The sequence below is a fragment of the Roseiarcus fermentans genome (assembly GCF_003315135.1).
Taxonomy (GTDB): Bacteria; Pseudomonadota; Alphaproteobacteria; order Rhizobiales; family Beijerinckiaceae; genus Roseiarcus; species Roseiarcus fermentans.
Window position 1 is genome coordinate 39,274 of sequence record NZ_QNRK01000015.1, and the last position, 25,543, is coordinate 64,816.

The 25,543-nt window shown below is 68.8% G+C and carries 19 protein-coding genes; 5 read left to right on the plus strand and 14 right to left on the minus strand.

From position 1 onward, the window contains the following. Nucleotides 1–20: 20 nt before the first annotated feature. Nucleotides 21–2,537, minus strand: a complete 2,517-nt coding sequence (locus DFR50_RS14490) for a beta strand repeat-containing protein (RefSeq protein WP_113889990.1) — start codon at nt 2,535–2,537, stop codon at nt 21–23. 103 nt (nt 2,538–2,640) lie between these two features. On the opposite strand from DFR50_RS14490, the gene DFR50_RS14495 reads away from it, so the two are divergent. Continuing rightward, nucleotides 2,641–3,528 (plus strand): hypothetical protein, encoded by an 888-nt coding sequence (locus tag DFR50_RS14495; protein WP_113889991.1) that lies wholly within the window; start codon nt 2,641–2,643, stop codon nt 3,526–3,528. A 148-nt stretch (nt 3,529–3,676) separates the two neighbouring features. Here DFR50_RS14495 and DFR50_RS14500 read toward each other — a convergent pair whose 3' ends face one another. The 4 genes from DFR50_RS14500 to DFR50_RS14515 form a co-directional block, all read right to left on the minus strand. Continuing rightward, nucleotides 3,677–7,102, minus strand: a complete 3,426-nt coding sequence (locus tag DFR50_RS14500; RefSeq protein WP_147262772.1) for a C2 family cysteine protease — start codon at nt 7,100–7,102, stop codon at nt 3,677–3,679. Between the two features lie 172 nt (nt 7,103–7,274). Continuing rightward, entirely contained in the window at nt 7,275–7,616 is a 342-nt protein-coding gene (locus DFR50_RS14505; protein ID WP_113889993.1) for a hypothetical protein, read from the minus strand. A 218-nt stretch (nt 7,617–7,834) separates the two neighbouring features. Continuing rightward, on the minus strand, nt 7,835–8,203 hold the full coding sequence (locus DFR50_RS14510; protein ID WP_113889994.1) for an SPW repeat protein: 369 nt from the start codon (nt 8,201–8,203) through the stop codon (nt 7,835–7,837). 30 nt (nt 8,204–8,233) lie between these two features. Continuing rightward, nucleotides 8,234–9,184 carry a LysR family transcriptional regulator gene (locus tag DFR50_RS14515; protein WP_113889995.1) on the minus strand — a complete coding sequence of 317 codons (951 nt, stop codon included), beginning with the start codon at nt 9,182–9,184 and terminating at the stop codon, nt 8,234–8,236. A gap of 84 nt (nt 9,185–9,268) precedes the next feature. Between DFR50_RS14515 and DFR50_RS14520 the strand changes: the two genes are divergently transcribed. Together DFR50_RS14520 and DFR50_RS14530 are read left to right on the plus strand one after the other, a co-directional pair. Then, a complete protein-coding gene (locus tag DFR50_RS14520; RefSeq protein ID WP_113889996.1) occupies nt 9,269–10,255 on the plus strand; it encodes an NAD-dependent epimerase/dehydratase family protein in 987 nt (328 codons plus the stop codon). Between the two features lie 636 nt (nt 10,256–10,891). Next, nucleotides 10,892–11,104 (plus strand): hypothetical protein, encoded by a 213-nt coding sequence (locus DFR50_RS14530; protein ID WP_113889998.1) that lies wholly within the window; start codon nt 10,892–10,894, stop codon nt 11,102–11,104. Between the two features lie 11 nt (nt 11,105–11,115). On the opposite strand, the gene DFR50_RS14535 is transcribed toward DFR50_RS14530, so the two are convergent. The 5 genes from DFR50_RS14535 to DFR50_RS14555 all read right to left on the minus strand — a co-directional run bounded on the left by DFR50_RS14535 (nt 11,116) and on the right by DFR50_RS14555 (nt 17,548). Then, complete coding sequence (locus DFR50_RS14535; RefSeq protein WP_113889999.1) at nt 11,116–12,714, minus strand: PEP/pyruvate-binding domain-containing protein; 1,599 nt, start codon at nt 12,712–12,714, stop codon at nt 11,116–11,118. Beyond that, on the minus strand, nt 12,711–14,657 hold the full coding sequence (locus tag DFR50_RS14540) for a hypothetical protein (protein ID WP_113890082.1): 1,947 nt from the start codon (nt 14,655–14,657) through the stop codon (nt 12,711–12,713). Before DFR50_RS14540 ends, DFR50_RS14535 begins: the two co-directional genes overlap by 4 nt. Nucleotides 14,658–14,673: 16 nt before the next feature. Beyond that, on the minus strand, nt 14,674–16,263 hold the full coding sequence (locus DFR50_RS14545; RefSeq protein WP_170153217.1) for a CYTH and CHAD domain-containing protein: 1,590 nt from the start codon (nt 16,261–16,263) through the stop codon (nt 14,674–14,676). Between the two features lie 260 nt (nt 16,264–16,523). Next, entirely contained in the window at nt 16,524–16,991 is a 468-nt protein-coding gene (locus DFR50_RS14550; protein ID WP_113890001.1) for a baeRF12 domain-containing protein, read from the minus strand. Between the two features lie 179 nt (nt 16,992–17,170). Then, nucleotides 17,171–17,548 (minus strand): HPF/RaiA family ribosome-associated protein, encoded by a 378-nt coding sequence (locus DFR50_RS14555; RefSeq protein ID WP_113890002.1) that lies wholly within the window; start codon nt 17,546–17,548, stop codon nt 17,171–17,173. 264 nt (nt 17,549–17,812) lie between these two features. Between DFR50_RS14555 and DFR50_RS14560 the strand changes: the two genes are divergently transcribed. Beyond that, nucleotides 17,813–19,234 carry an adenylate/guanylate cyclase domain-containing protein gene (locus DFR50_RS14560; RefSeq protein WP_113890003.1) on the plus strand — a complete coding sequence of 474 codons (1,422 nt, stop codon included), beginning with the start codon at nt 17,813–17,815 and terminating at the stop codon, nt 19,232–19,234. A 115-nt stretch (nt 19,235–19,349) separates the two neighbouring features. Here DFR50_RS14560 and DFR50_RS14565 read toward each other — a convergent pair whose 3' ends face one another. From DFR50_RS14565 to fabI, 3 genes are read right to left on the minus strand one after another with little or no spacing between them, the layout of a single operon-like run. Beyond that, nucleotides 19,350–19,691, minus strand: a complete 342-nt coding sequence (locus tag DFR50_RS14565; protein WP_113890004.1) for a phasin family protein — start codon at nt 19,689–19,691, stop codon at nt 19,350–19,352. A gap of 33 nt (nt 19,692–19,724) precedes the next feature. After that, nucleotides 19,725–20,897, minus strand: coding sequence for an acetyl-CoA C-acetyltransferase (locus tag DFR50_RS14570; RefSeq protein WP_113890005.1), 1,173 nt, complete (start codon nt 20,895–20,897; stop codon nt 19,725–19,727). Between the two features lie 31 nt (nt 20,898–20,928). After that, a complete protein-coding gene (gene fabI, locus DFR50_RS14575; RefSeq protein WP_210208899.1) occupies nt 20,929–21,750 on the minus strand; it encodes an enoyl-ACP reductase FabI in 822 nt (273 codons plus the stop codon). Between the two features lie 305 nt (nt 21,751–22,055). Between fabI and DFR50_RS14580 the strand changes: the two genes are divergently transcribed. Then, the gene (locus DFR50_RS14580) at nt 22,056–23,609 is read left to right on the plus strand and encodes a PEP-CTERM sorting domain-containing protein (protein WP_170153218.1); all 1,554 of its coding nucleotides are present in this window, start codon (nt 22,056–22,058) and stop codon (nt 23,607–23,609) included. A gap of 69 nt (nt 23,610–23,678) precedes the next feature. On the opposite strand, the gene DFR50_RS14585 is transcribed toward DFR50_RS14580, so the two are convergent. Then, nucleotides 23,679–25,442 (minus strand): sigma-54-dependent Fis family transcriptional regulator, encoded by a 1,764-nt coding sequence (locus tag DFR50_RS14585; RefSeq protein ID WP_113890084.1) that lies wholly within the window; start codon nt 25,440–25,442, stop codon nt 23,679–23,681. Nucleotides 25,443–25,543 lie beyond the last annotated feature (101 nt).

Consider the following 25,543-nt stretch of genomic DNA (forward strand, 5'->3'; position numbering starts at 1 on the left):
CCGCGCCGCCGGCGCCCGCCTCAACTGTGGTAGGTGATCGAACCCAGGCTGGACGCCGACACGTTGGTCAACGTGACGACGTCGGCGGCGTCGAACGTAATCAGGGTGCTGGCGCCGGACTGGGAAATGGCGAGATGTCCCTGATCGGCGATGTTGAAGGACAGCGTGTCCGCCGAGGTGTAGCCGTTCACCGTGTCCAGGCCGAACGCCGTCTGGTTGAACAGGAGCGCGTCGGTCGCGGAGAGAGTCGCGACGTTTTCCGAGCCGCCGGTGAAGTCGACTGTGTCGCCGGCGCCCGAGATCGAGGCTTTCGCGTTGGTCAGATAGACCGTCCCGGTCGCGCCGTTGGCGCTCTTCACCGTATCCGGAGCGGTTCCGGTATTGATCAGGCTCGCGGAATTGTTCGCCCCGGCATAGAAGTCGATCGTGTCGCCGCCGCCGGTGATGTTGGCGCCGGCGTTGGTGAGATAGACCGTCCCGGTCGCGCCGTTCGCGCTCTTCACATTGTCCCAGGCGCTGACGGTGTTGATCAGGCTCGCGGAATTGTTCGCCCCGGCATAGAAGTCGACCGTGTCGCCGCCGCCGGCGATGTTGGCGCCGGCGTTGGTGAGATAGACCGTCCCGGTCGCGCCGTTCGCGCTCTTCACCGTGTCCCAGGCGCTGACGGTGTTGATCAGGCTCGCGGAATTGTTCGCGCTCTGAAAAAACTCGACCGTGTCGCCGCCGCCGGCGATGTTGGCGCCCGCGCTGGTGAGGTAGACCGCCCCGGTCGCGCCGTTCGCGCTCTTCACCGTGTCCCACTCGCTTCCGGTGTTGATCAGGCTCGCGGAATTGTTCGCGCCCTGAAAGAAGTCGACCGTGTCGCCGCCGCCGGCGATGTTGGCGCCGGCGTTGGACAGGTACACCGTCCCGGTCGCGCCGTTCGCGCTCTTCACCGCGTCCCATGCGCTGACGGTGTTGATCAGGCTCGCGGAATTGTTCGCCCCCGCATAAAAGTCGACCGTTTCGCCGCCGCCGGCGATGTTGGCGCCGGCGTTGGTGAGGTAGACCGTCCCGGTCGTGCCGCTGTTCGCGCTCTTCACCGCGTCCCAAGCGCTGACGGTGTTGCTCAGGCTCGCGGAATTGTTCGCGCCGCCGCCAGAGAAGACGACCGTGTCGCCGCCCCCTGCGATGTTGGCGCCGGCGTTGGCGAGATAGACCGCCCCGGTCGCGCCATTCGCGTTGGTGACCGTGTCCCAGGAGCCGAACGTGCCGCTCAGGCTCGCGGAATTGTTCGCGCCGCCGAAAAAGACCACCGTTTCGCCGCCGCCGACGACGTTGGCGGAGCCGCCGTTGAGGTAGAACGCCTGCGTCCCCCCGACGATGTTGACGATACTGAAGACCGGATTCGTGATCTTGCCCAGCGCGACCGTGTCCTTTTTGGCCCCGCCCGTCACGAAAAGTGCGGGAATAACACCGGTTAACGGCGCCGTCAGGGTGATCGAGGCAATATGAGAATTGGCGTTGACGGCGTCAAAGTCCGTAACCAAATGCGAATCGTAGGTAAGCGCAAGCGTGTATGCGGACCCGTTCGCGTTCTGAAGCCGGCTGATCGCCGAACTATCTTGAGACAACTGAGTGTCTGAAACACCGACCGTGCCGTTGTCGGTAATGACGATGGCGCCGCCGATCCCGTTCAACGCATCGAGACTCGCGGAGATATTGTCAGCGGTGTCGAAGATGCTGCCCGTCGCGCCCGACAGAATGTCGTTCGATCCGAAATCCGCTCCGTTGAAATTGAGGCTGGCTATGGTCTGGCCGGTGGAGATTTGTGTGATGACGCCGGAGCCGAGCGTGAAACCGGTCGTTCCGCCACCCTCGTTCTGCTTGACCGCGATCGCGCCGAGATCGGCCATCGTTTGCGGCAGGTTGCCGGAGATCGCGATGCTGTAGTCCCCGGTCGTGGCGGTGAGCGTGGAGCCCGACCAGTTCAAGCTTGCCTGGGTTGCGCCGGCGTTCGCGAGCGTGATGGCCGAAACACTGTAATTGCTCAAGATCGAGGCCGGCGCATAGAAGCCCGGGTTCAGCTGTCCGCTCGACGTAAACAGTTGGGAAAGCCCGGTTGCGACCGTCGCAACGTCCACCGGCAGGTCGCCCTTGATCGTCAGCGTCTCCGATCCGGCGGTCGCCACCCATAACGACGGCGACAGCGAGAGCTGGGCGACCTGGGCGCCGTTGCTGGTCATGACGATCGAGGAGATCGCGCCGCCGGCCGAGCTGCTCAGAATCTGGAGCGCTCCCTGGAGGCTGTTTATGCTTTCCAGCTGGGTGATGGAGGTCAACGTCAGCGAGAAGCCGCTGCCGTTGATCGTGACCGTGTTGCCGTTCGTGTCGGACAGGACAATTTGGGTCGAGCCGAGAGCCGTCGGATAGAGGGAGCTGGGGTCGAGCGAAGCGAAAAACTGCTGGACCTGCGACAGGGCGCCCAGGGAAAGGATTGAATTCCACTCGCTACTTAGGTATGATTCGATCGTGTTCAGACCCGCAAGCGCCGTCATGACCTGAGCCTCGAGATTTGCATTGCCACTATTGTAGAATATCAATCTCGACGTTAACAGTGGAACTTACACAGCGTCAATGGACCGTTTGTCGCGGGGAATCATGGACACGAGGTTCGCCAGTTGGTGTTTCGCCTGCATTTTCTCGGTCCTTGCTTCCTATCGCGCGCAGGCTCAGGTCGCTCTCGAAGTCGGGACGGACATTGGCCTCTGGCGGGTGACGGTCGCGGCGGAGAAGACGACCTTCCTCGGGCAGTACGGGACCTACGTCGAGCCGGCCGTCGCGAGAGCCTGGAATGTGTTCTGGCGCGGCCCACCATCACACGGCGGCGGAGTCCCGCCTTCAGGAGGCGGATCCTCGGGCGGGTCCGGCGGCGGGTCGGCCGGAAGACCGTCGAAACCGCGCCCGGACTTCTGGCATATTCTTCTGCCGTCCGGAAAATTGCCGCGCGATCTGCAACTCGGTTTTACCGGCGTTCCAGGCGGATATGCGTCGCTCATGTACGAGCCCGACGTCCTGCGGCTGTGGGCCGGACTGAAGCCTCGCATCTCGGTCGAGATTATGTACGACATGAACGCCGTCAACGGGAACGCCCCAACCGGGTTCGGCATCCTGACCGATCCGACCCGAGGCTACGCCAGCGCGTCAATCACCGCGTTTGGACCGGACATTGCCCTTCCCGTCTGGGGATGGGAAACCGGCAGCGGCTCGTATGCCCTCTATGCCGGCCACGGCTGGATGAAGGATTGGACATACACCTATGGGGCCGTCCAGTCCGTCTTTCTCCAGCTCTCCACGAAGACCTACGTCCACAGAACCATTCAAACGTATTCGCTGACCGGCGAATGGCGACCGCCACGCGGAACCTCGTCGCTCCTCGACATTCCCAATATCGCCCGGTTCAGCGGCGTCGACTTTCTTCTGCAAGGATATGGAACCGAGCACATGTGGACGATCGGCGCCACAGCCGCGGCGATCTGGAGGCTGTAGCGCACGAGCAGACGCCAGGCGCGCAACGTCGCCAAGCGCGCGTTGCCGCCGAACCGACAGCGCCTCCCGGCGCGGTCGAGCCTCGCTCTGCGAACCGGCGCACCGCCTGCATGACGCGCCGCCGATGCACGCGCCGCCGGCGCCCGCCTCAACTGTGATAGGTGATCGAACCCAGGCTGGACACGGACACGTTGGTCAGCGTGACGACGTCGGCGGCGTCGAACGTAATCAGGGTGCTGGCGCCGGACTGGGAAATGGCGAGATGACCCTGATCGGCGATGTTGAAAGACAGCGGGTCCGCCGAGGTGTAGCCGTTCACCGTGTCCAGGCCGAACGCCTTCTGGTTGAACAGGACCGAGTCCGTTCCGGAGAGGCTCGCGGAGTTGCTCGCGCCGCTCCAGAAGTCGACCATGTCACCGGCGCCGGAAATCGAAGCCTGCGCGTTGCTCAGGTCAACCGTCCCGGTCGCGCCGTTGGCGCTCTTGACCGTATCCGGAGCGGTTCCGGTATTGATCAGGCTGGCGGAATTGCTCGCCCCGGCATAGAAGTCGACCGTGTCGCCGCCGCCGGTGATGTTGGCGCCGGCGTTGGTGAGATAGACCGTCCCGGTCGCGCCGTTCACGCTCTTCACATTGTCCCACGCGCTCACGGTATTGATCAGGCTCGCGGAATTGTTCGCCCCGGCATAAAACTCCACCGTGTCGCCGCCGCCGGCGATGTTGGCGCCGGCGTTGGTGAGATAGACCGTCCCGGTCGCGCCGTTTGCGCTCTTCACATTGTCCCACGCGCTCACGGTGTTGGTCAGGCTCGCAGAATTGCCCGCCCCGCCATAGAACTCCACCGTGTCGCCGCCGCCGGCGATGTTGGCGCCGGCGCTGGTGAGGTAGACCGTTCCGCTCGCGCCGTTTGCGCTCTTCAGATTGTCCCAGGCGCTGAACGTATTGATCAGGCTGGCGGAATTACTCGCCCCCTGAAAGAACTCCACCGCGTCGCCGCCGCCGGAGATGTTGGCGCCGGCGTTGGTGAGATAGACCGTCCCGGTCGCGCCGTTCAGGCCGGTGACGAGGTCCCACGCGCTCACGGTATTGATCAGGCTCGCGGAATTGTTGCCGCCGCCAGAGAAGACGACCGTGTCGCCGCCGCCGGTGATGTTGGCGCCTGCGCTGGTGAGATCAATCGTCCCGGTCGCGCCGTTCAGGCCGGTGACGAGGTCCCACGCGCTTCCGGCGTCGATCAGGTTTGCGACATCGCCGGAGCCCTGAAAATTGATCTGATCCGCTCCTCCCGTCACGGTGAAGGTCGACCCGGCACCGGAAAAGACGCCGTCGCCCGACCCCGTCAGGGCCATGTTCGAATCGGCCTTCAAGTCGACGGCGCCGCCGGAGGCCGACACCGCGATCGGAGTTCCCGTCCGCCCGTTCCCGCCGACGATATAGGTCGCGGCGCCGGACGCGACGACCTCGAACAGGGAATTGGCGATCGCACCGAGCGCGCCGGCGTCGCGCTTCAGTTGTCCGGCGTTGATCGCGATGACGCCGTTGTCCGTAATCAGGATGCCGTCGAGCGCGCCCGCCGCAAGCATCGTCTGCAATCCGTCGAGGTTGGCGCCGATGGCGGCGGCGGTGTCGGCGACGGCTTGGGTCGCCGCAAGCCGGCCGTCGTCGAAATCCTGGATCGCGTCAGCCGCGCTGGCGCCCGTGATCACGTCGATGGACTGCCATGCGCTCCAGATCCAACCGTAGTTCACGCCGACTGCAACCTGAAGGCGGGTGATCCCCGCGGCCGCCGGCGCCGTAAACGTCAGAAGCGGAAAACTCGCCGCCGACACATCGTCGTAGCCGCCGCCCTGGTAGTTGTACGCTCCATTCAGATTGACGGTCCCTCCGCCGCTGGCGACTTCGATGTCGTAGAAGACGCCCGGCGAGCTGCCGATTCCCTCGGCCTGGAACAGGCTCGAAAGCGCAATCGTTCCGGAGGGCGCGACCAATGTTTCGACCTTCGGCGTCACCGACAGGGCGGTGGCGGCGATCGACACGGCGATGTCGGCGGCGGCGCTCCACGTCGCGCCGTCATAGGCCCAGACGATCAGCGTGGACGTCGACGGAACGGCGGCGCCGGCGCCGGCAAAGAGAACCTTGGACAGGTCGCCCGCCGAGACGACGGTCTGTCCCTCAGCGTGCTGCGCGGAGGTGGCGAGGTCGGTCGCTCCGTCGAGGTCGATCGAGCCCGGACCCGCGACCTCGAACCTGTACTCCGTTACGCTCGCGCCGGAGCCGTCGACGGTCGTGAACCAGGACGCGACGGGCGCGCTCGAACCGGCGCCGACGATCTCCTGCCCGCCGACCCAGACCGCGTCCTGGTAGCCCTGTGGAATGGTCAGCACCCGCAGCGCCGTCTGATTCGCGTTGTCGACCGCGACATCGCCGTCGACGCCCGCGATGTCGTTCATCGACGCTTCGAACTGAACGTCGTAGCCCAGTCCCTGCCCGTCGGTTCCCCATGGATTGCGCAGGATGAAGTCGCCGGTCGCGGCGTCGTAGCCGACAATCGCGAAAGCGTGCAGGGCGACGAATTCGGTGTGGCCTTGGCTGTCGCGCGTGCCGGAATAGCTATTTACGATCAGGTCCTCGCCGCTCGCCAGCGCGGCGATGAAGATCTCCTTGTCCGCGTTCCAGTTTGTGTCGGAATAGGCGTAATTGACCACGCTCGACCCACCGGACAGGTTGTTCAAGACGTCGTCGGTATCAAGCCCGTCGATGCTCGCGTAGGCGTTCTGCGTTTTCCCTGCCGGGAGGCCGATCTCTCCCGTCTCCGCGAGCTGGGCGTAGGCCTTCTCCGCCAGATCCGCCCAAAACACCTGCGTGTCGCCACTGTCGGCGTTCTGGAAGGCGAGTCGCCCGTAACCGGAGAAGACCGGAAGCTGGTCGTTGACCGTCTCCCACACCTCGTCGCCGCCGATCGTGAAGCGTACGCTGTAGACGCCGTTTCCGTCGTCGACGAACATCGACTCGATGCGACCGGGATTCTGGGCGGCCAAAGCGATCAGGGCCGCTCCGAGTTCGCAATCGCCGAGGTCGCCCTGGCCGACGTCTGCGACCTGGGGGGCGCCGCTCGATCCATAAAGCGTGTCCGTGAAAGCGGCGTAGGAGGTCGCTTCCGGAGTCTCGTCCGCCGGCAGCGCCGGATCGGGCATGTCCGAGCCCAGGAACCACTTGCCGATCAGCTTCCCGAGATCGGCCGCGGAGGTTCCCGCGGCGAGATTTCCGAGCGCCGTCGCCGTGGCGCCGCCGTTCCAGAACGCATTGGCTGGATTGCCGTCGACGAGTTGGATGAACGCAGCCGCCGCATGGGCGGGCGTGGAGACCCCGACGTTGAGATGGGCGGCGATGATCTGCAGATCGCCGAACTCGGCCTGGGTGACCGCGCCTCGGGTCGCGACATCGGTCAGGATCTGCAGAAGGTCCGCGTAACTGAGCACCCCGTCCGCCGCCAGCCTCGACACGTCGGACGACACCCCCGGGTCGGTCAGACTATTGATCCAGGCGTCGGCGCTGCCGGCGATCGAGATCGACATCGCGATCCTCTCCCGTTCGCTGTGGAACGTGAACACGATTCCCCGCTCGGCGCCTCCCTGCCGCCGAAACTCAGCCCGACATTACATCGTTCTCTCGTTGGTGTCCGCAGGCGCGAGGCCGGGCGGCGCGCCCTGCGGCATAACGCCCCTGTCGCTCGCTCCGCTCGACGCCTCAGATCCCGGTCGGATAGCCGTGGCGCTGTTCGGAGGCGGCGATCATCGCCTTCGCCTCTCCGTCGCGGCCGGCGGCGCAGGCGGTCTCCGCCGCCGCGATCTCCCGCTTGATCTGGGCGTAGACCGATTGCGCCACATGCCCCATCGCCAGGTCGTTGTCCTGGACGGCGCGATAGCGGGCGATCTCCGCCCGGCAATCGCCGCCCTCCGGCATCTGGAAGCCCTGCGGGGTGACGGCGACGGAGCCCGGCGCCGGCGGGGCCGAGGCCTGCGGCGCGGGCGCGTTGCAGCCGGCGACCGCGAACGCCGCGAATGCGGCGGCGACGGCGATGCGATTCATGGAATGGCCCCCGGGTTCGATTCTTCCGACCGGGCTACCCTCGCCAGCCTGCCCGTCCCGTCAAGGGTCGGGTTCGCGCTGCCGGGCCGGGCGATCGACTGAACATCGGCGACCGCGCCTTCCGATGCCGTCCCCGCCCCGCACGGCGCCCATCGCCGGGGTCGCGTTCAACGCCTGGCGGGCGCGACGCGGCGCGTCCGCCGCCTCGCGCCCCCAAGTCATCGCGCAGCGTGCTCCGGGGAATGGAGCATCCAGATCTCCGACAGCGACGCCAGCGCCGTGATCAGGCCGAGCGCGACGAACGGCCAGACCGCCTCCTGCAACGCCGCGAAGCCCAGCGCCCAGGGCGCGACAATCATCAGCACGCCGGCGATCAGCGCCACCCAGTCCTCCCACTCGGCGAACTGGACGAGCGCGGCCATCGCCATTGCGGCGATCACGATCCCGCCGACCCATGCGGCGCGCGCGGCCATCGCGTCGCTCGAGAAACCCATCGCCCACGGGGCGACGAACAGCAGAACCCCACAGATCAGCATGATCCAGTCTTGAACGCTTCTTCCCCCGCGCCGCGAAGTCTCGATTGGCATGACCCGTCTCCTCGGTTGACGCGACGTCGTTCAACGTCTTGACGAAACGATACTTCTCGATTGAGGCGCGCGGTAGGCGACGGCGGCCTCCTCGCGCAGCAGCGTCCGGAACCAGCGCAGGGCGGGATCGGCGGCGCCCGCGCGGGTCGAGACCACCGTCAAAACGAGCGCGTCGTCGAACGGCGGCGGTTTCAGGACGAGGCCGAGGGGGCTTGCGAAGCGGCGGGCGAAGGCGGCGGAAATGGTGGTGACGAGGTCGCTTCCGGCGACCGCCGCCACCGTCGCCATGAAGTGCGGCGTGGTGAGCGCCACCCGCCGCTCGACTCCGGCCGCCCCGAGTCGGGCGTCGATTTCGGAGACGCCGTCGCCGAAGAACGACACGGTCGCATGGCGATAGCGCGCATAGTCGGCGAGCGCCCAGTCGCGGTCGGCCCCCGGATGGCCGCGCCGCATGACCAGCGCCAGGCGGTCATCGGCCAGCGTCTCGCTCGCCGCGCCGGGCGGCAACGGTGTGGCGGCGGTGGCGAAGCACAGGTCGACCTCGCCCTGCTCCATGCGCGCCATGATGTCCCGTCCGATGGTCGACACGACGAGATCGACGCCCGGCGCCTCGCGTTCGAGCCGCGACGCGACGCGCGGAACGATCAGGATCGTCTGCGCGTCGGCCGCCGCGAGGCGGATCGTGCGTTCGAGCCGCGCCGGGTCGACCACGGGAACGCGAAACAGGCCGCGCAAGCCCTCGAGCGCCGCCGCGACCTTCGGCGCCAGCGCGAGCGCGGCGGGGGTCGGCGCCAGTCCGCCGCCGGCGCGAACCAGCAGCGGATCGTCGAACACGTCCCGCAGGCGCGCCAACGCCCGGCTCATCGCCGGCTGGCTGAGGCCCACCTCGGCGGCGGCGTGGGTGACGTTGCGCCGCCTGAGCAGCGCCTCCAGCGCCGGCAGGAGATTGAGGTCGAGCGCCGCCAAATTCACTTCACGCATCCCAGTAATATAAACTATGCATTTCTGGTATGATAGGGGGCGCGCTAGATTGGCGGCGTCGACGTGGGGTTGCGGAGGTTCGAGATGGACGGCAGGGTCGTGATTTTCGGCTATGGCCCCGCGGGCAAGGCGACCGCCGAGCGGCTCACGGCGGAGGGCCGGGAGGTGGTCGTGGCGCAGCGGCGCGAACCGGCGGGGCTGCCGAAGGCGGCGGCCTTCGTCGCCTGCGACGCGCTCGATCGCGATGCGGTCGTCGCCGCGGCCCGCCTGGGCGGGCAGTTCGTCGTGGCCATCGGCTTCGCCTACAACGGCGCGATCTGGCGGCAGGCCTGGCCGCGGGCGATCGGCAATTTCGTCGCCGCCTCGGAAGCGACCGGCGCCCGCATGGTCTTCATCGACAACCTCTACATGTACGGCCCGCAGACCGCGCCGCTGGTCGAGACCATGCCGCTCGCGGCCCCTCGCGGCGCCACGCCGCTCGGCGTCGGCGGCCACAAGCCGGAGGCGCGGGCGGCGACGACCCGGATCTGGATGGACGCCTGCGCCGAGGGACGCGCCCGCGTCGCTGCGCTCCGCGCGCCGGACTTTTACGGACCGGGCGCCGGCGTCAGCTACCTCGGCGACCCGAGCATCGGCAGGCTGGCCACGGGCAAGCGGGCGATCGTGCTCGGCTCGCCCGACCAGCCGCACGATTACGCCTATGTTCCCGACATCGGGCGCGCCGCGGCCACCTTGCTCGCGGCGCCCGATTCGGCCTTCGGCCAGGCCTGGCACGTCCCCTGCGCCCCGACCCGCACCACGCGCGAGATCCTGCGCATCGCGGCGGGCGCGCTCGGCCAGAACAAGCTCAAGCTGATCGCCGTGCCGGAAGTCCTGATCGCCACGCTCGGCATCGGAGTCGCCTTCCTCGCCGAGCGGAGCGAGATGCGTTTCACTTTCGACCGTCCCTACCGGGTCGATGCGAGCAAGTTCATCAACGCGTTCTGGGCCGATGCGACGCCGTTCGAGGAGGGGGTCGAGAAGACGGCGCTGGCCTATGTCGGCGCGGCGAAAGCGTCGCCGGTCAGATGAAAGGCTGACGCGGTCGCTGGCCAGCGCCGTCGGGCGCCGGCAGAATGTTGACGCGCGGCTCTTTCCCCGACCGCGCCTCGCATTCGAAATACCGGCTGATCTTGAGCGCTTCGTGAAGGAACAATGGCCCGTACAGCCACGCGAATCCGTCCGGATCGATGATCTCGACCGTAAAAATCGGCGACGCGGGCGCTAGTGACGGGGACGTGACAGGCATGGGCCGCTTTGCTTTCTCGATCGAAATCTATGCGGTCGACGGGCGCCCGCATTGATCGACGTCAACTCTTGATGCTCGCAGACGCCTGTTCCCGCAATGCGACGGCGCGACGCAACGCCTGCTTTCCTTTTCACGTTTCTCCAGGGCGGTGAGGAAACGCCTGGACCCGGGGCGGAATCTCGCCGTTTCCGGCGCGGTGGTCGGCGATCGCGGCTCCGGGGACGGCGCCGCCGGCGACCTGCCCCCGGCTGGAATTGACCGAGATCGTGGCGAAAAAAATCGGCGCGTTTCCCGTCCCGGCGCAGCCTACGTAGTAACCCCTAGTTGTGACGGCTGAAAGCATGGGCGACACTCTCCCCGGGAAAGCGAGCGGGGGCCGCCCCCAATCGTCGTCGAGGATTAAAAGCGCTGGATTGCCAATGATCGGCCGCATCTTTGTCGAGCTCGAGACGCCGGGCGACTCCCGAACGATGTTTCGGCTTTGCATCGACGACAACGTCGTCGCGGGCGGCCTCACCGCCGTTCAGGCGCACATTCTCGTGGGCGAGGTGCTCGACCGCATCACGCTGCCGCGTCGCCCCCGGCCCCAGCACGCCGTGGAGCTCGAAGAGGCCCGCGCCCCGGCCGGGTAGTCCCGCCGCCCTCAGCTCGCCGCTTCGCGCCAGCGTCTCAAAATCGCAGCCTCCGGCGCGTCTTCCGAAATCACCGTCCGCAGGCCGAGCGAGACGTCGCCGGTGGCGCCGTCGAGCGCGATGAAGTCGCCTTCGCGCAGGATCTCGGCGCCGAGGCGCGCGGAGCCGAGACCTTCGTCGATGGCGAGCGACCGGCAGCCGACCAGGCACACCTTGCCCATCTGGCGCGCGACCACGGCGGCGTGGGCGGTGCGGCCGCCGACGGCGGTGAGGACGCCGTCGGCGGCGGCGAATCCGGCCACGTCCTCGGTCGAGGTGTCGCGTCGCACCAGGATCACGGCCTCGCCGCGCGCGGAAAACGCTTTCGCACGGTCGCTCGTGAAGGCCGCCCGCCCGCAGGCGACGCCGGGCGAGGCGACCGTCGCCCGCGCCGCAGGCGCGGCGGCGGCGTCCGCAAAACGCGACACCCTGGCCGCGGCGAGGTCGATGCCGGACACCCGGGCGACGGCCTCGCTGCGCTCGATCACGCCTTCCTCCACGAGATCGACGGCGATCTTCAGCGCCGCCAGCGGCGTCCGCTTGGCCGACCGCGTCTGAAGGAACCACAGCTTGCCGCGCTCGACGGTGAACTCGATGTCCTGCACGTCGCGGCAGGCGGCTTCGAGCGTCCGCGCGCCGGCCTCGAGCGCCCGTGCGACCTCCGGCATGCGGCGGGCGAACAGCGCCGAGTCGGCGGGCGAGCGCCGGCCGGACACGACGTCCTCGCCCTGCGCGTCGGCGAGGAAATCGACGTAGAGCCGCTTTGCTCCGGTCGCCGGATCGCGCGAGAACGCCACGCCCGCGCCGGAATCCCCGCCCGAGTTGCCGAACGCCATGGCCTGCACGGTGACGGCGGTGCCCTTCAGGAACTCGAGGCCGTTCAGCCGCCGGTATTCCCGCGCCCGGGCGCCTTCCCAGGAGCGGTAGACCGCCTCGGCGGCCTCGGCGATCTGCTCGATCGGCTCCTCGGGCGGCGCAACGCCGAGGCGCGCGGCGTGCGCGAGAAACTGGTCGACCAGACGCTCGAGCGCCTCGGAATCGAGCTCGGCGTCGTTCGCGACGCCTTCCGCGCGGACCATGTCGTCGACGAGCGCGGCGAATCCCCCCGGCGCGGCGAGGCCGACGACCTCCGCGTGGCCCTGGATGAACCGTCTCCAGCTGTCGAAGGCCATGCGCGGGTTGCCGGTCAGGCGGATGAGGCCGTGCACGCTCACCCCATTCATGCCGACGTCGAGGATCGTGTCGAGCATTCCCGGCATCGACCGTTCGGCGCCGGAGCGCACCGAGACGAACAGCGGCGCGCGAGCGTCGCCGAGCCGTCGCTTCATCGTCTGTTCGAGCCAGCCGACGCCGGTCACCAGCCCCTTGCGCAGGGCCTTGATCGCCGCCGCGTCGCCGGCCACGACGCCCGCGCACAGCGAGGTCGGCAGGACGAAGGCAGGCGGGACCGGCAGGCGCAGCGCGGCGAGCCGGGCGAGTTCCGCCGCCTTCGAGCCGACGTCCGCCGCCAGGATCGGGCCGGGCGTTCCGCCGGGACCGATGAAGACCGGCTCGAATTCCCTGGCGCTCATGTCGACAGACCCTGCAGCACCCGATTGCGAAGCGACATCGCCGCGTGGGCGAGCCGGTCGGTCGCGTCTTCGAGCCGCCGGGCGATCTCGATCCCGAGGACGAGCGTACGCGCATCGCCGGCGGGCGAAGGCCGGCTCATCAGGGCGCCGATCGCGGCGCGCTCGGAGGCGTCGGCGTCGCGCTCGGCGTCGAGCACCGCGTCGACGCACTGGAGCGTGAAGGCGGCGTCGGCGCGCGCGCCCTTGGGGATTTGCAGCGCCGCCTCGACCGCGCGCGCCAGCTCCGCCGCGCAATGGCGCGCGACCGCGGCAAGCTCGCCGAGCGGCGCGCCGAAGGCGTCGGCGCCGGACTCTTCCGGCGCGAGGCTGATCAGAAACGCCGCCTCGTCGAAACAGTCGGTCGCGTTTTCGACCTGGTCGATCACCGACAGAAGATCGTCGGCGTCGCGGACGCGGGCGAAGATTTCCCGCGCCGCGACGGTGAGGCGGTCTCCCTTGCCCTCGATCTGCTTGGCGCGCCGGGCGAGCGACTGGCGCTCCCCGAGGCTCGCGAGCCCGCCCGGCTCGAATGTGGTCTCGATCGCGCCGGCGAGCGTGCGGATCAGGCCGAGATGGCGGAGCACGACGACGAGCAGCTCGCTCTCCGCCGTGTCGAGCCGCTGGGAGAGGTCGGCCTGGATTTCGTCGCGGATGAAGCGGGTGGAGCGCCCGTCCCGCAGGCCCTCGCTGGCGAGATGCAGGACGGTGCGAAGAAAGGCGATGCATTCGCCGTCGCCGAGCGCCGTCCCGAGCGGCACGCCGTAGGGAATGCGTCCGGCGGCGGCGCGCCGCACCGCCTCGAACACGAGGTCGGCCCCGCCGAGTTCGAGGAAGCCGCGATGCCCGTCTTCGCGCTCGGCCGCATTGACCAGCAGGTCGATTGCGTCGTCCTTCGCCACGAACGCCTGCAAGGCCTTGCGCGCCTTGTTCCAGTCGATCAGGAACACGAGCCGCGAGCCGAGAAAGCCGAGATGCCGGTCGAGGTCCTCCTCGTCGCGCGCGCGATAGACGCCTTGAAGCAGATAGAAGACGTCGCCCCCGGCGAGGCCATTGTCCTGGTTCTCGGCCAGCGGACTGAAGGCGACTCCCTGCCCGGCGAACAGCGTCATGAAGAACTTCGCCCGGACGCGGTGGACGTCGGTGTAGGTCGTCGTGACGTCGAGGCCGTCGACGTGGATGACGATGACGTGCGCGTCCGTGGTCCCGATGTCGTTCTGGATGGTGAGCCGGGCGCCGACGCGGCCGGCCGTGGCGGCGAGGCCCGGGTGGCCGAAGGCGAGCCCCGCAGTCCGGTTGAGGCCGGCCATGAAGGCGCGGACGCGGGCCCGATCGGACTCGTCGAGGCCGTGCACGCGCGCCCCGTCGATCGTCTCGACCGCCGTCGCGGCGGCGACCGCATTGAGGGCCTTGTGCAGGTCCATCACCAGGAGATGCAGCGTGTCCCGGTCGCCGCGCCGCGCCGAGGCGAGATCGGCGACCTCGCGCCGCCCGATTCGATCGCCTGCGAAGGCCGGCAAGGCGGCGAGCGTCGCCGTGACACGCGCCTTCAGCGCCGCCGCGTCGGAGGCTTCGGCGACCTCGATCGGTCGCAGCATCGCCTGGAGGTCCTCGGCGACGCCGGCGACGAGCGTCGCGGCGCCGGGGGCGAAAATCGTCTCCTCGTCGATGCGCCGCGCGCCCGACACGATGGCGGCGAGCGCGGGATCGGCGAGGCCGACGCTGCGCATCTCGCGCTCCATCGCGGCAGCGGGCCGGCCCGGGGCGGCGGCCTGGGCCGAGGCTTCCTGCAGCAGGGTCAGCCGGATCTTCAGGCGATCGTTCGCCATGAGCCCGGCGTCGATCAGGGCCGGCAGGAGCACGCCGCTCTCGCCGAGCCGCTCGACGATGCCAACCTTCGTCACCATCCGCACCCCCAAGCCGTTAGACGGATTCGGCCTGTCTCTCGTAGACCTTGCGCCACGAGGATGACGTTTTGACCAGCCGCCGCCAGTCCCTGCCGAGGGCGTCCGCGTCGCCTTCGCTCTCCCGCGCGCACCATCCGGCGACGAGGCCGGACGCACGCGCGAAGCCGGCGGCGCGGCGCGGCGCGAGCTCCTCGACAAGGCGGAGCGCGATCGCCGCGTCGTTGAGGTCGCCGAGCGCGTCCTGAAGCGCGCAGGCCTTCCCGGCGAAGCGCTCGGCCTCGTCGGCGTCGAACAGGGCGCCGAAAAACTCGGTCGCGTAGCGCATGTGCTTGACGGCGATGCGCAGCCGGTGGCGCGCCTCGGGCGCGAGCGACTGGAAACGACGGCCGCGCTTGCGCAGCTTGCGGTCGAGCCTGTCCAGCGATCCGGCGGCGAAGGCCTCGACCGGGCCGTCGAGCGCGGCGAGCGCGTCCGCGCCGCATCCGTCCCGCCAGGCGCGGGCGGCGGCGAGGCGCTCGACCGCGAGCGCGAAGCGGGCGATCGTCTTGTCGTCGACGAGGCGAACGACGGCCGAATGACCGGCGGCGGCCTTCGCCTCGGCGGCGGCGATCAAGGAGTCGAAGCCCGGTTCGGACGAGAATCGCGCGAGCGCGCCCGTGCGCAGGCGCCCGACGAACACGTCCCAGTCGCGCGCCCCGCCGAGCGCGGTCCCGATCCGCCTCGCCTCGGCGCGCAAGGCGTCGAGGCCGGCGCTGGGAAAAGCCTCGCCGAACAGGTCCATCGCGGATCGGAGGCGGCGCACGCCGACCCGCATCTGATGCACCGCCTCGACCCTGTCGCCGCCTTCGAGCGCCGGCAGATTGCCGAGGATATGGCCGAGGCAGTTGTGCAGGACGACGGCGACCGCCCGGTCCAGGCTCATCCCTGCGCGCAGCGCGGGTTCGTTCGCGTGGACCGGCTGAGGGGGCCGCGGATCCAGAAGCGCGTGCGCGCGCTCGGCCTTGCTCTGAACGCCGAGGCGCACCGGGAAGGCCTCGACGAGATCGAGCCCGAGATCGAACAGGACGGAGGGCGGCCCGGACTTGAGCTCGAGCTCGATCTCCTGGGTCGGCGCGCGACGCTCGCCTGCGAACAGGAAACCGTCGTCGAAGGCGATCTCGACCTCGGCCCCGTCTTTCGCCACCGTCCGGGTCGCGCGCGCAATGTCGGAGCCGAAGCGGGGCGCGAGCGGCGCGCCGCCCGTCAGACGCGCGATGTCGCGCGCCAGCGCCTTGGGGAACAGGGACAGATCGGGCTCGGCCGAGGCGACGGCGACCTCGGTCTCTTCGCGCTCGAAGGCGCCGCCGTCGGCCGACGCGCGCTTGAGGCCCATGACCCGGCCGTCGTCCGAATGCCGCACGCGCAACGCCACCCGGGCCCGCGACAGGTCGCCCGCGTCGGTGTCGAAATACACCGTCCTCAGCTTGCGCCACGCGGGCGACGGCTCGCCGCCGCCGAACGTCGGGGCCGCCAGGACCCGCCTCAGCGTTTCGGCGTCGGCGAGGAATTTGAGCTCGCGCTCCGAACCCGCCGGGTCTTCATCCTGCGCATGCCTGTCGCGCGTCACGTTCCACCTCACCGGCGCAGGGGCGGCCGCCACATCCGCGCCACGAGGTTACGCCGCCAGTGCGTCGGCCGGTTGACCCAGATCAACGCGGCCCCGCAACGCGTTGACGCCGCCCGGGGCGGATGTCCGGAGCGCTCTTGCGGCCGCGCTCCATAAAGCGGCGCGAGACGGCGATCCGCACGGGCATACAGGGAGAGCGGCTGCGCGGTCAACGACCGCGCCGGCAACCGACGCCCCGGCGCCTGCGCCCGGGGCGCCGCCTACCGGGCGCCGGCCAGCGCCTCCGCGACGTGTTTCTCGATCGCCCAGACCGGAACCCGGGTCAGGTCCTTGTTGATCTCGAGCACGACCTTCGCCCTCACGTCGGGCGCCAGCGCCGCGCGCAGATCCGCGAGCGTGCGCGGGGGCGCTGCGATCGCCAGCGCGGGCGCCTTGCGCTCCCGCGCCACGCGCTCCAGCGCCCTCGCCACCCGCTCGGCGAAGCGATGCTCCTCGAGGGCGCGCCAGTCCGTCGTCTCGACCGCGCTGCGGCGCGGGAAGCCGGCGCAAGCGAAGGCGCGCCCGGGCCTGTCCGAGCCCTGATCGCGCGTCGGCGGATTGTCGTCGACGAAGGCCCGCTCGGTGACGAAGCGGGCGTATTGCTCGTCGCCGTCGTTGCGCAGGAACAGCGCCTTGCGACCGTCGCCGACGAGGATGAACGCGTCATGGGGAAGGATCGGTTTGCGCATTGTCGTCTCCTCACGCCGGCGGCCGGCCCACGCGACGCCGGCCCGCGCGGACCGTCGGGCGGTTCGGCGTTTCGTCTCCAGCGCCCCCGCGCCGCTGTCGCCAAGGGTTTGAAATGATTTGGCTGCTCGCTTGCGAAGCGCCGCGTTGGCGCGTTGGCGCGTTGGCGCGCTGGAATTGTTCACGTTTGGACGGAACCCCGCGGCCATCGCGCCGGCGCGTGGACCTTGACGTCCCCGCGCAACGTCTGCTCCGCGTCCTCGATCTGGCGTCTGGCCGCGTCGAAGGCCTGCCGGATCGCGACAAGGGCATGCTCCGGCCCGGCCGGGCCGCGCCGCCGGTCGACGATCACGTCCTTGCGGTTCGGGAGGGCGATGCGCAGCTGCACCGCGACCCCGTCGCCGTCGCGGCGTCCGTGCTCGGGACCGGAGACGACCACATGGCATCCGACGACGTCCGGGCCGAATTTCTCCAGACGCTGCGTCTGCGCATCGATCTCCGCGCGCACGCGCTCGGACGGCTCGAAATGCCGATAGGCGATCTCGACGGGAGTTTGCATGACGACCCTCCGGCTGGAGCGGCGCTCGACGGAAGCCGAGGCGCCCTCGAACGAATGGAAACCTTACGCCGTTGCCTGCGCCGGGGGTTTGCGGTCGATCAAACCCGCGCACGATTCGGGTGGACGTCCAGACGCTCGCGTCCGAGCCTCGCGGCTCCGAAGTGCGGCGACCCCGCATTGCGCGCCGGGCTCGGGAGTCGTCCGCACTGGCGCGCGCCGGGCCCGCGCCCTACATCAAGTCGATCCGCTCGAGGGAGACCGCTCATGGCCGACGCATCCGCGCTCTGGGACCTGCTCCAACAGACGGCGGAACCCTCCGCCGCCGAAGCCTTGAAATCAGCCGTCGCTTCGGCGCCCGACCGGGCGCTGAACCGCGTCAATCCGCTCGTTTTCGCCGCCGCCGCCGGCCTCGACGAGGAGGCCGTGATCGGGGCGTTCGTCCGCGCCGCCCGGATCGGGCTGTTCGACATGGCCTGGAACGTGCTTTGTCCCGGCTGCGGCGGCGTGCTGGAGACCGCCGGCGCGCTGAAGAGCATCAACCGTCACGAGTACTTCTGCTCGTTCTGCGTCTCGGCGAACGAGCCGACGCTCGACCAGCTGGTCGAGGTCACCTTCACGGTCAATCCGCGCATCCGGCGGGTCGCGGCTCACGAGCCCGACTCGCTCTCGCTGGCCGAATACATGCGCCAGGTCTTCTGGGGCTCCGGGGCCGACCTCCCCGAGGACATCGAGAGCGCCGTCGGCCGGGTGACGCTCGACCAGATGGAGCTCGGGCCCGGAGAACGGGCGTCGATGTCGCTCACCCTGCCGAAGGGAGTCTTCATCGCCTTCGATCCGGTGACCCACGCCACCATGTTCCTGGACGCGTCGGGGGATGAAACCCAGGAGCGCCGCACGCTGTCGCTAATTTTCGCCGAATCGCACGCGCACAGCGGCACGGTCGCGCTCGCGCCCGGCCCGGTTCGGATCGCCTTCGAGAACAAGGCGGGCCGCCGCACCCTTCCCGGCCTCTGGGTCCACGGCGACGAGCTGAACGCGCTGTCGGAGGCGCGCCTGCCGTTCCTGACCGCGACCCGCCTGCTCAGCAACCAGACCTTCCGCGATCTCTATCGCGACGGGACGTTCGATCCCGAGCAGCGGTTCAAGATCACGAGTCTGACCATTCTGTTCACCGACCTCAGGGGCTCGACCGCCCTCTACGACCGGGTGGGCGACCTCGCCGCCTTCGATCTGGTGCGTAGCCACTTCGGCGAACTGATCGCGGCGGTCGCGACCGAAGGCGGGGCCGTGGTCAAGACGATCGGCGACGCGGTGATGGCGACCTTCCCGACCGCCGACCGGGCGCTGCGCGCGGCGATGCGGATGCGCGACGCGATGCGCAGGATCAACGCCGGGCGCGGCGGCGAGGACCTCGCGCTCAACATCGGCCTGCACGAAGGCCCGTGTCTGGCGGTGATGCTCGACGACCGCCAGGACTATTTCGGCCAGACGGTGAACATCGCCGCGCGCGTCCAGGACCTGGCCGACCCGACCGCGGTGCTGGCGACGAAGCCGGTCATGGACAGCGCCGAGGTGGAGCGGCTGCTCGGCGAACAGGGCTACCGCACCACGTCCCGCCTGCTCAACCTGCGCGGAGTGAGCGAGGCTTTTCAGATCTACGAGATCCGGGAGCGCGCGGCGGCGTGAGGCCGGCCTTCACGGCGCCCGCGCTCGGGCGCGACGCGAACGGGACCCTCCCGTAAGGGACCCGGCCGGCCGCTTTCGCGACCGGCCGCATCTTTCTTTGCCTCGGAGGCTGCGCTCAGCTCTTCGGGGGCGTGAACGACTCGGCGGCCTTCTTCGCCGCTTCCTGACCGACCGCGGCGAGTTCCTTCGCCTGGTCGGCGATGGCGGCGGCGCGCTCCTTCAGGTGCGTGCTCAGGAACTCAACGAACTCGGACGGCGAGCGCGGATGCATCAGCTTCTGCGCGAACTGCATGTTGGCCGTCGCGTTCTCCTGGACGAGATGGAGAAGCTTGGTCTGGTAGTCCTGCAGCGCCTTGAACGAGCCCGAGAAGGCCCCGCCGTAGATATTGGCGGCGTTGGCGAGCTGGCTCGCCATGGTCTCGCCGAGTTTGGAGGCCGGGTTGTCGTTGTCAGCCATAGTAAGCTCCCACGTTGACGTTGGACCTGGTGATCAGCGTTCGACGCACATCGCGACGCCCATCCCGCCGCCGACGCACAGCGTGGCGAGGCCCTTCTTGGCGCCGCGCTTCTCCAGTTCGTAGAGGAGCGTGGTGAGAATGCGGGCGCCTGAAGCGCCGATGGGATGACCGAGGGCGATGGCGCCGCCGTTGACGTTGACCTTCGAGGTGTCCCAGCCGAGCTCCTTGTTGACCGCGAGCGCCTGGGCGGCGAAGGCCTCGTTGGCCTCGATCAGGTCGAGGTCGCCGACCTTCCAGCCCGCGCGATCGAGCGCCTTGCGCACCGCCGGGATCGGGCCGGTGCCCATGATCGCCGGATCGACGCCGGCGGTGGCGAAGGATACGATGCGCGCGAGCGGCTTCAGGCCGCGCTTGCTGGCTTCGTCGGCGCTCATGACGATCAGCGCGGCGGCGCCGTCGTTGATGCCCGAAGCGTTGCCGGCGGTCACCGTGCCTTCCTTGTTGAAGGCGGGGCGAAGCTTCTTCAGGCCTTCCAGCGTGGCGTCGTGGCGGATGAATTCGTCGTCGGAGACGACGGTGTCGCCCTTCCTGGTCTTGATCGTCACCGGAACGATTTCGTCCTTGAACTTGCCGGCCTTCTGCGCCGCGCTCGCCTTCTGCTGCGAGCCGAGGGCGAACTCGTCCTGCTGGTCGCGGGTGATCTGGAACTTCTGCGCGACGTTCTCGGCGGTGACGCCCATGTGATAGCCGTGGAAGGCGTCGAACAGGCCGTCGCGCAGCATGGTGTCGAGGAAGTCGAGCTGGCCCATCTTGACGCCGTTGCGCAGATAGGCGGCGTGCTGGGCGTTGGTCATGCTCTCCATGCCGCCGGCCGCCACGATCTTGCTTTCGCCGGTCCTGATCTGCTGGGCGGCGAGCGCGACCGAGCGCAGGCCCGAGCCGCAGAGCTGGTTGATGCCGAACGCGGTCTTCTCGTCCGGGATGCCGGCGCCGCGCGCCGCCTGACGGGTCGGGTTCTGGCCCTCGCCGGTGGCGAGGATCTGCCCGAGGATCAGTTCGTCGACCTCGGCGGGCGCCACGCCGGCGCGCTCGAACGCTTCCTTCAGCGCAACGATGGCCAGTTCGTGCGCCGACAGGGCGCTCAACGCCCCACTGAAATTGCCGACCGGCGTGCGAGCGGCGGAAACGATGACGATATCATTCATGATCTTACTTTTCCCTCTCCCTGGGACGCGGTCAGGCCATGTTGTGCAGGCCGCCGTCGACGTAAATTGTGTCGCCGGTCATGCCCGATGAGGCGCCGCCGACGAGGAAAGCTACCACGCGGCCGACCTCGGCGATATCCACCAAACGTTGCGCCGGCGCCCGCTCCTGCGCCATCTGGACAAGTTCGTCGAAATGAGAGATGCCGCTCGAGGCGCGCGTTTTCAAGGGGCCCGGCGACACCGCAAAAACCCGTATGCCCTGCGGACCGAGTTCGGCGGCGACGTAGCGGACCGAAGCTTCGAGGGCCGCCTTCACGGGTCCCATCAGGTTGTAACGGTTCACGACCTTGTCGGCGCCATAGTAGCTCATCGTGATCGCGACGCCGCCGTCGGTCATCAGCGGCTCGGCGAGCTTGCACATGCGGATGAACGACCAGCAGGAGACGTGCATCGCCTGCGCGAAGCCCTCCCAGGAGCAGTCGACGACCCGCCCATGCAGGTCCTCCCTCGGCGCGAAGGCGATGGCGTGAATGAGGAAGTCGAGGCGGCCCCATTCCCGGGCGATGCGCTCGAACAGGTTCTCGAGCTCGCCCGGCTTCATCACGTCCATCGGCCCCATGATCGTGGCCCCCAGCGCCTCGGCGTGCGGGCGGACGTGCTGCTCGGCCTTCTCATTGAGCCACGTCACGGCGAGTTCGGCGCCGAAGGCGCGCAGCTTGTGGGCGCAGCCGTAGGCGATCGACTGGTCGTTGGCGATGCCGACGACGAGCCCCTTCTTGCCCTTGAGCATCTCGCCGATGGCGGCCTCCGGATCCCACACGATGGGCAGCGGATCGACGTATTCAGCGGTCATGGCGAGACTCCAAGCCTGCGTTCGTGGCGGCTCTTAACGCTCGAATACGACGGACGCGTGAAGCGAAACTCGCCGGACTCGGGGCGCCCTCGCGCCATGTGGAACGCGCCATGTGGACGCGGCGCCCACCGGGCCGGAGATCGAGCCGAGAGGCGGTTTCCGGCGCTCGGGGAGCACGAGCGCCGGCTCGATGTTCGCATTCGTGTTCACATGCCTGTCGCAAACGTTCCCTACTGGGCCCGTCCGAGAGCGGATCCTCCGAGGCGCGGGGCCATCCGGGGGAACATTCGCAGCCGGGAGCCGAAATGGACGGGAAGTCGATGTCCGTGCGCGCGCTGATTGTTTCCGCTGCGCTCGTTGCAAGCTTCGGCGGCGGCGCTGCGGCGGACACCATCGCCAGTTTCACCGGCGGCGACCTCGTCATCGACACCGTGACGGGGACCACGCTGGACTCGGCGTCGGCGATCACACTGCAGGAGTTCAGCCTCGGCGACGGCGGCGCGACGGCGGCCTCGGTCGGAGCCCTGACGCTGCCGCAGACGCAGAGTGGCGCCAATTCCGCGATCTCCGGCGAATACGGCTCGGCGTCGGAAGGCGTTCTGCAGCTGTCCGCCGACGGCAAGTCTCTGACGCTCATGGGCTACGGCGTGAACGCCGCCACGTTCAACAGCGCGCCCTCGTCCACCTACGGCACGTCCGCGCTCGGCCAGACGACCAGTCTGACGGCCGCCAACCAGACCGGGACGGTTTACACGACCGTGCCGCGCGTGGTCGCTTTGATCGGCGCCAACGGCGGCGTCGACACGACGACCGCGTTGACCGGCGTCTTCAACACCAACAACCCGCGCAGCGTCGCGACCGTGGACGGGTCGTCCTTCTACGTGTCCGGCCAGGGCGTGACGGGCGACGGCACCGGCGGCGTGTTCTATGCGGACAGGGGCGCGACGACGGCCACTCCGATCAACGCCAACACCACGACCCCCAAAGGGACCCCCAACGGCACAGCGAACCCGCTTCTCGCCACCGAGACCCGGATCGTCGAGATCGTGAACACCGGAAGCGGCAACGAATTGGACGTGTCCCGCGATTTCGCGGCCAAGGGCTCGCCGAACGATTCCTCCGACATCCGATCATTGGCCAATTCGACGGGCGGGCTTCCGACCTCCGCGACAGGGCTCGTGGCCAACCGGCTCATCGCCGGCGTCAACTCCTCGGGCGCCAACGCCGGGTCGATCGACGTGACCAACGCCACCGACAACGTCGTCAACCACGCCCGCAACGGCCAGGCGGTCGGTCACACCGGCAACACTTTCGTTTATCTGAGCCCCGAGCAGTTCTTCTTCGCCAACGCGACCACGATGTATGTCGCCGACAGCGGATCGCCGAAGAACGGCTCGGCCAACGCGGCCGCGCTCGGCGACGGCGGATTGCAGAAATGGTCGCTCGTCGGCGGAGTGTGGACGCTCGACTACGACCTCTACCAAGGGCTGAATCTGGTCAACAGCGCGAACGCCAACAGCAACACGCCGACGGCGCCGGGCGTCACCGGCCTGTTCGGCCTGACCGGCAAGGTGCTCGCGAACGGCGCGGTCGAGCTGTTCGCGACCTCCTACGGGTTGAACGAACTGTCTCCCTCGTATCTCTACGAGATCACCGACACGCTGTCGGACACGACATACACGCAGGTGAGCGGCGAATCGTTCACGACGCTCTATTCCGCGCCGGCCGGGGTCTCGATCCGCGGCGTCTCGTTCGCGCCCGTCCCCGAACCCTCGACCTGGGCGATGATGGGCTTCGGCTTCGTCGGGCTCGGCCTCGCCGGGTGGCGCCGGGCCGCACGCAGGCGCGCGCTCGCCTGATCCGGGCGAGAGCCCGCAATCGCCACCTTCGCCGCCGACCTCACGCGCGGCGGCGGCGCGGCGCCCCGCTCAGGCCGCCGCGATCTTGTGCTTGCGCAGACGGTAGGCGAGCGTCGGGCGGCTGATGCTGAGGAGCCGCGCGGCCAGCGACAGGTTGCCGTCGGCTTCGGCGAGCGCGAGCCGCAGCATGCGCGCCTCGGTGTCGGCGAGCGCGGGAAGCGCGGTCGGCGACGCCGGCTCCTCTTCGCCGAGCCGGTCGTCGGCGCGCAGCGCGCCGTTCTTCTGCACCACGAAGGTCGCGACGCTGACCTCCTCCCCCGCCGTGAACAGGTGGCAGAGGTCGAGCGCGCCGCCGTCGTCGGCGAGGATGACCGCGCGCTCGATCATGTTCTCCATCTCGCGCACGTTGCCGGGCCAGCGGTAGTTGATCAGCGCGTCGACTGCGCGCTCGCGGAAGCCCGTCACCGTCTTGCCGTGCTTCTTGCACGCCCGCTGCATGAACCAGTTCATCATCAGCGGAATGTCGTCGCGCCGGTCGCGCAGGGGCGGCACGCGGATCGGGAACACGTTGAGGCGGAAATAGAGGTCCTCGCGGAATGCGCCCTCGCGGACCGCGTCGCGCAGATTGACGTTGGTGGCGGCGACGACGCGCACGTCGACCTTGCGCACCCGCGTGTCGCCGACGCGCTCGATCTCGCCTTCCTGCAACGCGCGCAGGAGCTTGCCTTGCGCGGTGAAGCTCAGGGTGCCGATCTCGTCGAGGAACAGGGTGCCGCCGTGCGCCCGTTCGAAGCGGCCGGGGCGCGAGACGGTGGCGCCGGTGAATCCGCCCTTCTCCACGCCGAACAGCTCCGACTCGGCGAGTTGCTCGGGGATGGCGGCGCAGTTGACGGCGATGAAGGGGCTGTTGGCGCGCTTCGACAGCCTGTGCAGGTTGTGGGAGAAGATCTCCTTGCCCACCCCGCTTTCGCCGAGGAACAGCACGGTCGCCTGGGTCGGGGCGACCTTCTTCACCATGTGGCAGACCGTGTTGAAGCCGCTCGAGATCCCGACCATGCCGAAGGAGTTCTCCCCGCCCCCGGCGGGACGGGAGGCGAGCCGCTGCGTGGCGTTCGGAGTCGAGGCCGGAGCGGCCGTCCATTTGACGAAATCGCCGATCTGAAGGAATCGCAGGTCGTCGCGCGCGTCGTCGCTCCACTCCTCGACCGGACGTCCGACCACCCGGCAGCGGTCATGGCCCATGCCGCGGCACTCGATCTCGCGCCACAGGATCGGCCGCCCCATGAAGGTCGAGGTGTAGCCGCAGGCGTAGCCGACCAGCATCCAGCAGGTCGGTTCGTCGCCGACGCCGTAGCTCGCCAGATGCGCCTCCGCCTCGGCGCAGTCGATGAGATAGAAATCGCCGAAATAGCGGCCGCTGGCGACGTCGATGTCGATGGCGATCGGCTCGCAGTGGACGATGCCCTCGAGCGAGACGAGTTGCGGGCCGGCCAGGAAGTGATCCATGGCGCTCGCGCCCGAGCGCAACTTCTTCGCCATCTCGGCGTCGCGCGCGCCGGCCTGGTAGCCGATGCGGGTGATCAGGCCGCGCGCCGTCTCCTTGCCCAGGCTCTCGATCAACTCCTGCCGCAGCGCGCCGAGCGACGACACGTGCATCAGCATCATGCGCTGGTCGTCGAGCCAGATCCGGCCCTGGCTCGGGGCGAACCGCAGCCGGTTGGCGAGGTCGTGGATGGCCGGAACGGCGATCCCGCCCGGCCGGTCCGCCGCGGAGGCGGGACAAAGCCTCGCTGTCCTGGCCGTCGCTCGCGCTCGATGGACGTGGACGTTCATCAGGCCTCCCGCTTCGACGCTTCTGCCGGCGCCGGAGTTCGCCCACAAACTAGCGGGAGGACTGTCGTCAGTCAATATAATTATCGATATTTTTCTCCAAT

Bases quoted from the DNA above. Each gene is read 5' to 3' on its own strand.
- DFR50_RS14585 (WP_113890084.1), bottom strand. From the start codon at position 25,442: ATGAACGTCCACGTCCATCGAGCGCGAGCGACGGCCAGGACAGCGAGG.
- DFR50_RS14560 (WP_113890003.1), top strand. From the start codon at position 17,813: ATGGCCGACGCATCCGCGCTCTGGGACCTGCTCCAACAGACGGCGGAA.
- DFR50_RS14530 (WP_113889998.1), top strand. From the start codon at position 10,892: ATGATCGGCCGCATCTTTGTCGAGCTCGAGACGCCGGGCGACTCCCGA.
- DFR50_RS14520 (WP_113889996.1), top strand. From the start codon at position 9,269: ATGGACGGCAGGGTCGTGATTTTCGGCTATGGCCCCGCGGGCAAGGCG.
- DFR50_RS14505 (WP_113889993.1), bottom strand. From the start codon at position 7,616: ATGAATCGCATCGCCGTCGCCGCCGCATTCGCGGCGTTCGCGGTCGCC.
- DFR50_RS14565 (WP_113890004.1), bottom strand. From the start codon at position 19,691: ATGGCTGACAACGACAACCCGGCCTCCAAACTCGGCGAGACCATGGCG.
- DFR50_RS14570 (WP_113890005.1), bottom strand. From the start codon at position 20,897: ATGAATGATATCGTCATCGTTTCCGCCGCTCGCACGCCGGTCGGCAAT.
- DFR50_RS14580 (WP_170153218.1), top strand. From the start codon at position 22,056: ATGGACGGGAAGTCGATGTCCGTGCGCGCGCTGATTGTTTCCGCTGCG.
- DFR50_RS14550 (WP_113890001.1), bottom strand. From the start codon at position 16,991: ATGCGCAAACCGATCCTTCCCCATGACGCGTTCATCCTCGTCGGCGAC.
- DFR50_RS14515 (WP_113889995.1), bottom strand. From the start codon at position 9,184: ATGCGTGAAGTGAATTTGGCGGCGCTCGACCTCAATCTCCTGCCGGCG.
- DFR50_RS14510 (WP_113889994.1), bottom strand. From the start codon at position 8,203: ATGCCAATCGAGACTTCGCGGCGCGGGGGAAGAAGCGTTCAAGACTGG.
- DFR50_RS14535 (WP_113889999.1), bottom strand. From the start codon at position 12,714: ATGAGCGCCAGGGAATTCGAGCCGGTCTTCATCGGTCCCGGCGGAACG.
- DFR50_RS14540 (WP_113890082.1), bottom strand. From the start codon at position 14,657: ATGGTGACGAAGGTTGGCATCGTCGAGCGGCTCGGCGAGAGCGGCGTG.
- DFR50_RS14500 (WP_147262772.1), bottom strand. From the start codon at position 7,102: ATGTCGATCTCGATCGCCGGCAGCGCCGACGCCTGGATCAATAGTCTG.
- fabI (WP_210208899.1), bottom strand. From the start codon at position 21,750: ATGACCGCTGAATACGTCGATCCGCTGCCCATCGTGTGGGATCCGGAG.
- DFR50_RS14495 (WP_113889991.1), top strand. From the start codon at position 2,641: ATGGACACGAGGTTCGCCAGTTGGTGTTTCGCCTGCATTTTCTCGGTC.
- DFR50_RS14490 (WP_113889990.1), bottom strand. From the start codon at position 2,537: ATGACGGCGCTTGCGGGTCTGAACACGATCGAATCATACCTAAGTAGC.
- DFR50_RS14555 (WP_113890002.1), bottom strand. From the start codon at position 17,548: ATGCAAACTCCCGTCGAGATCGCCTATCGGCATTTCGAGCCGTCCGAG.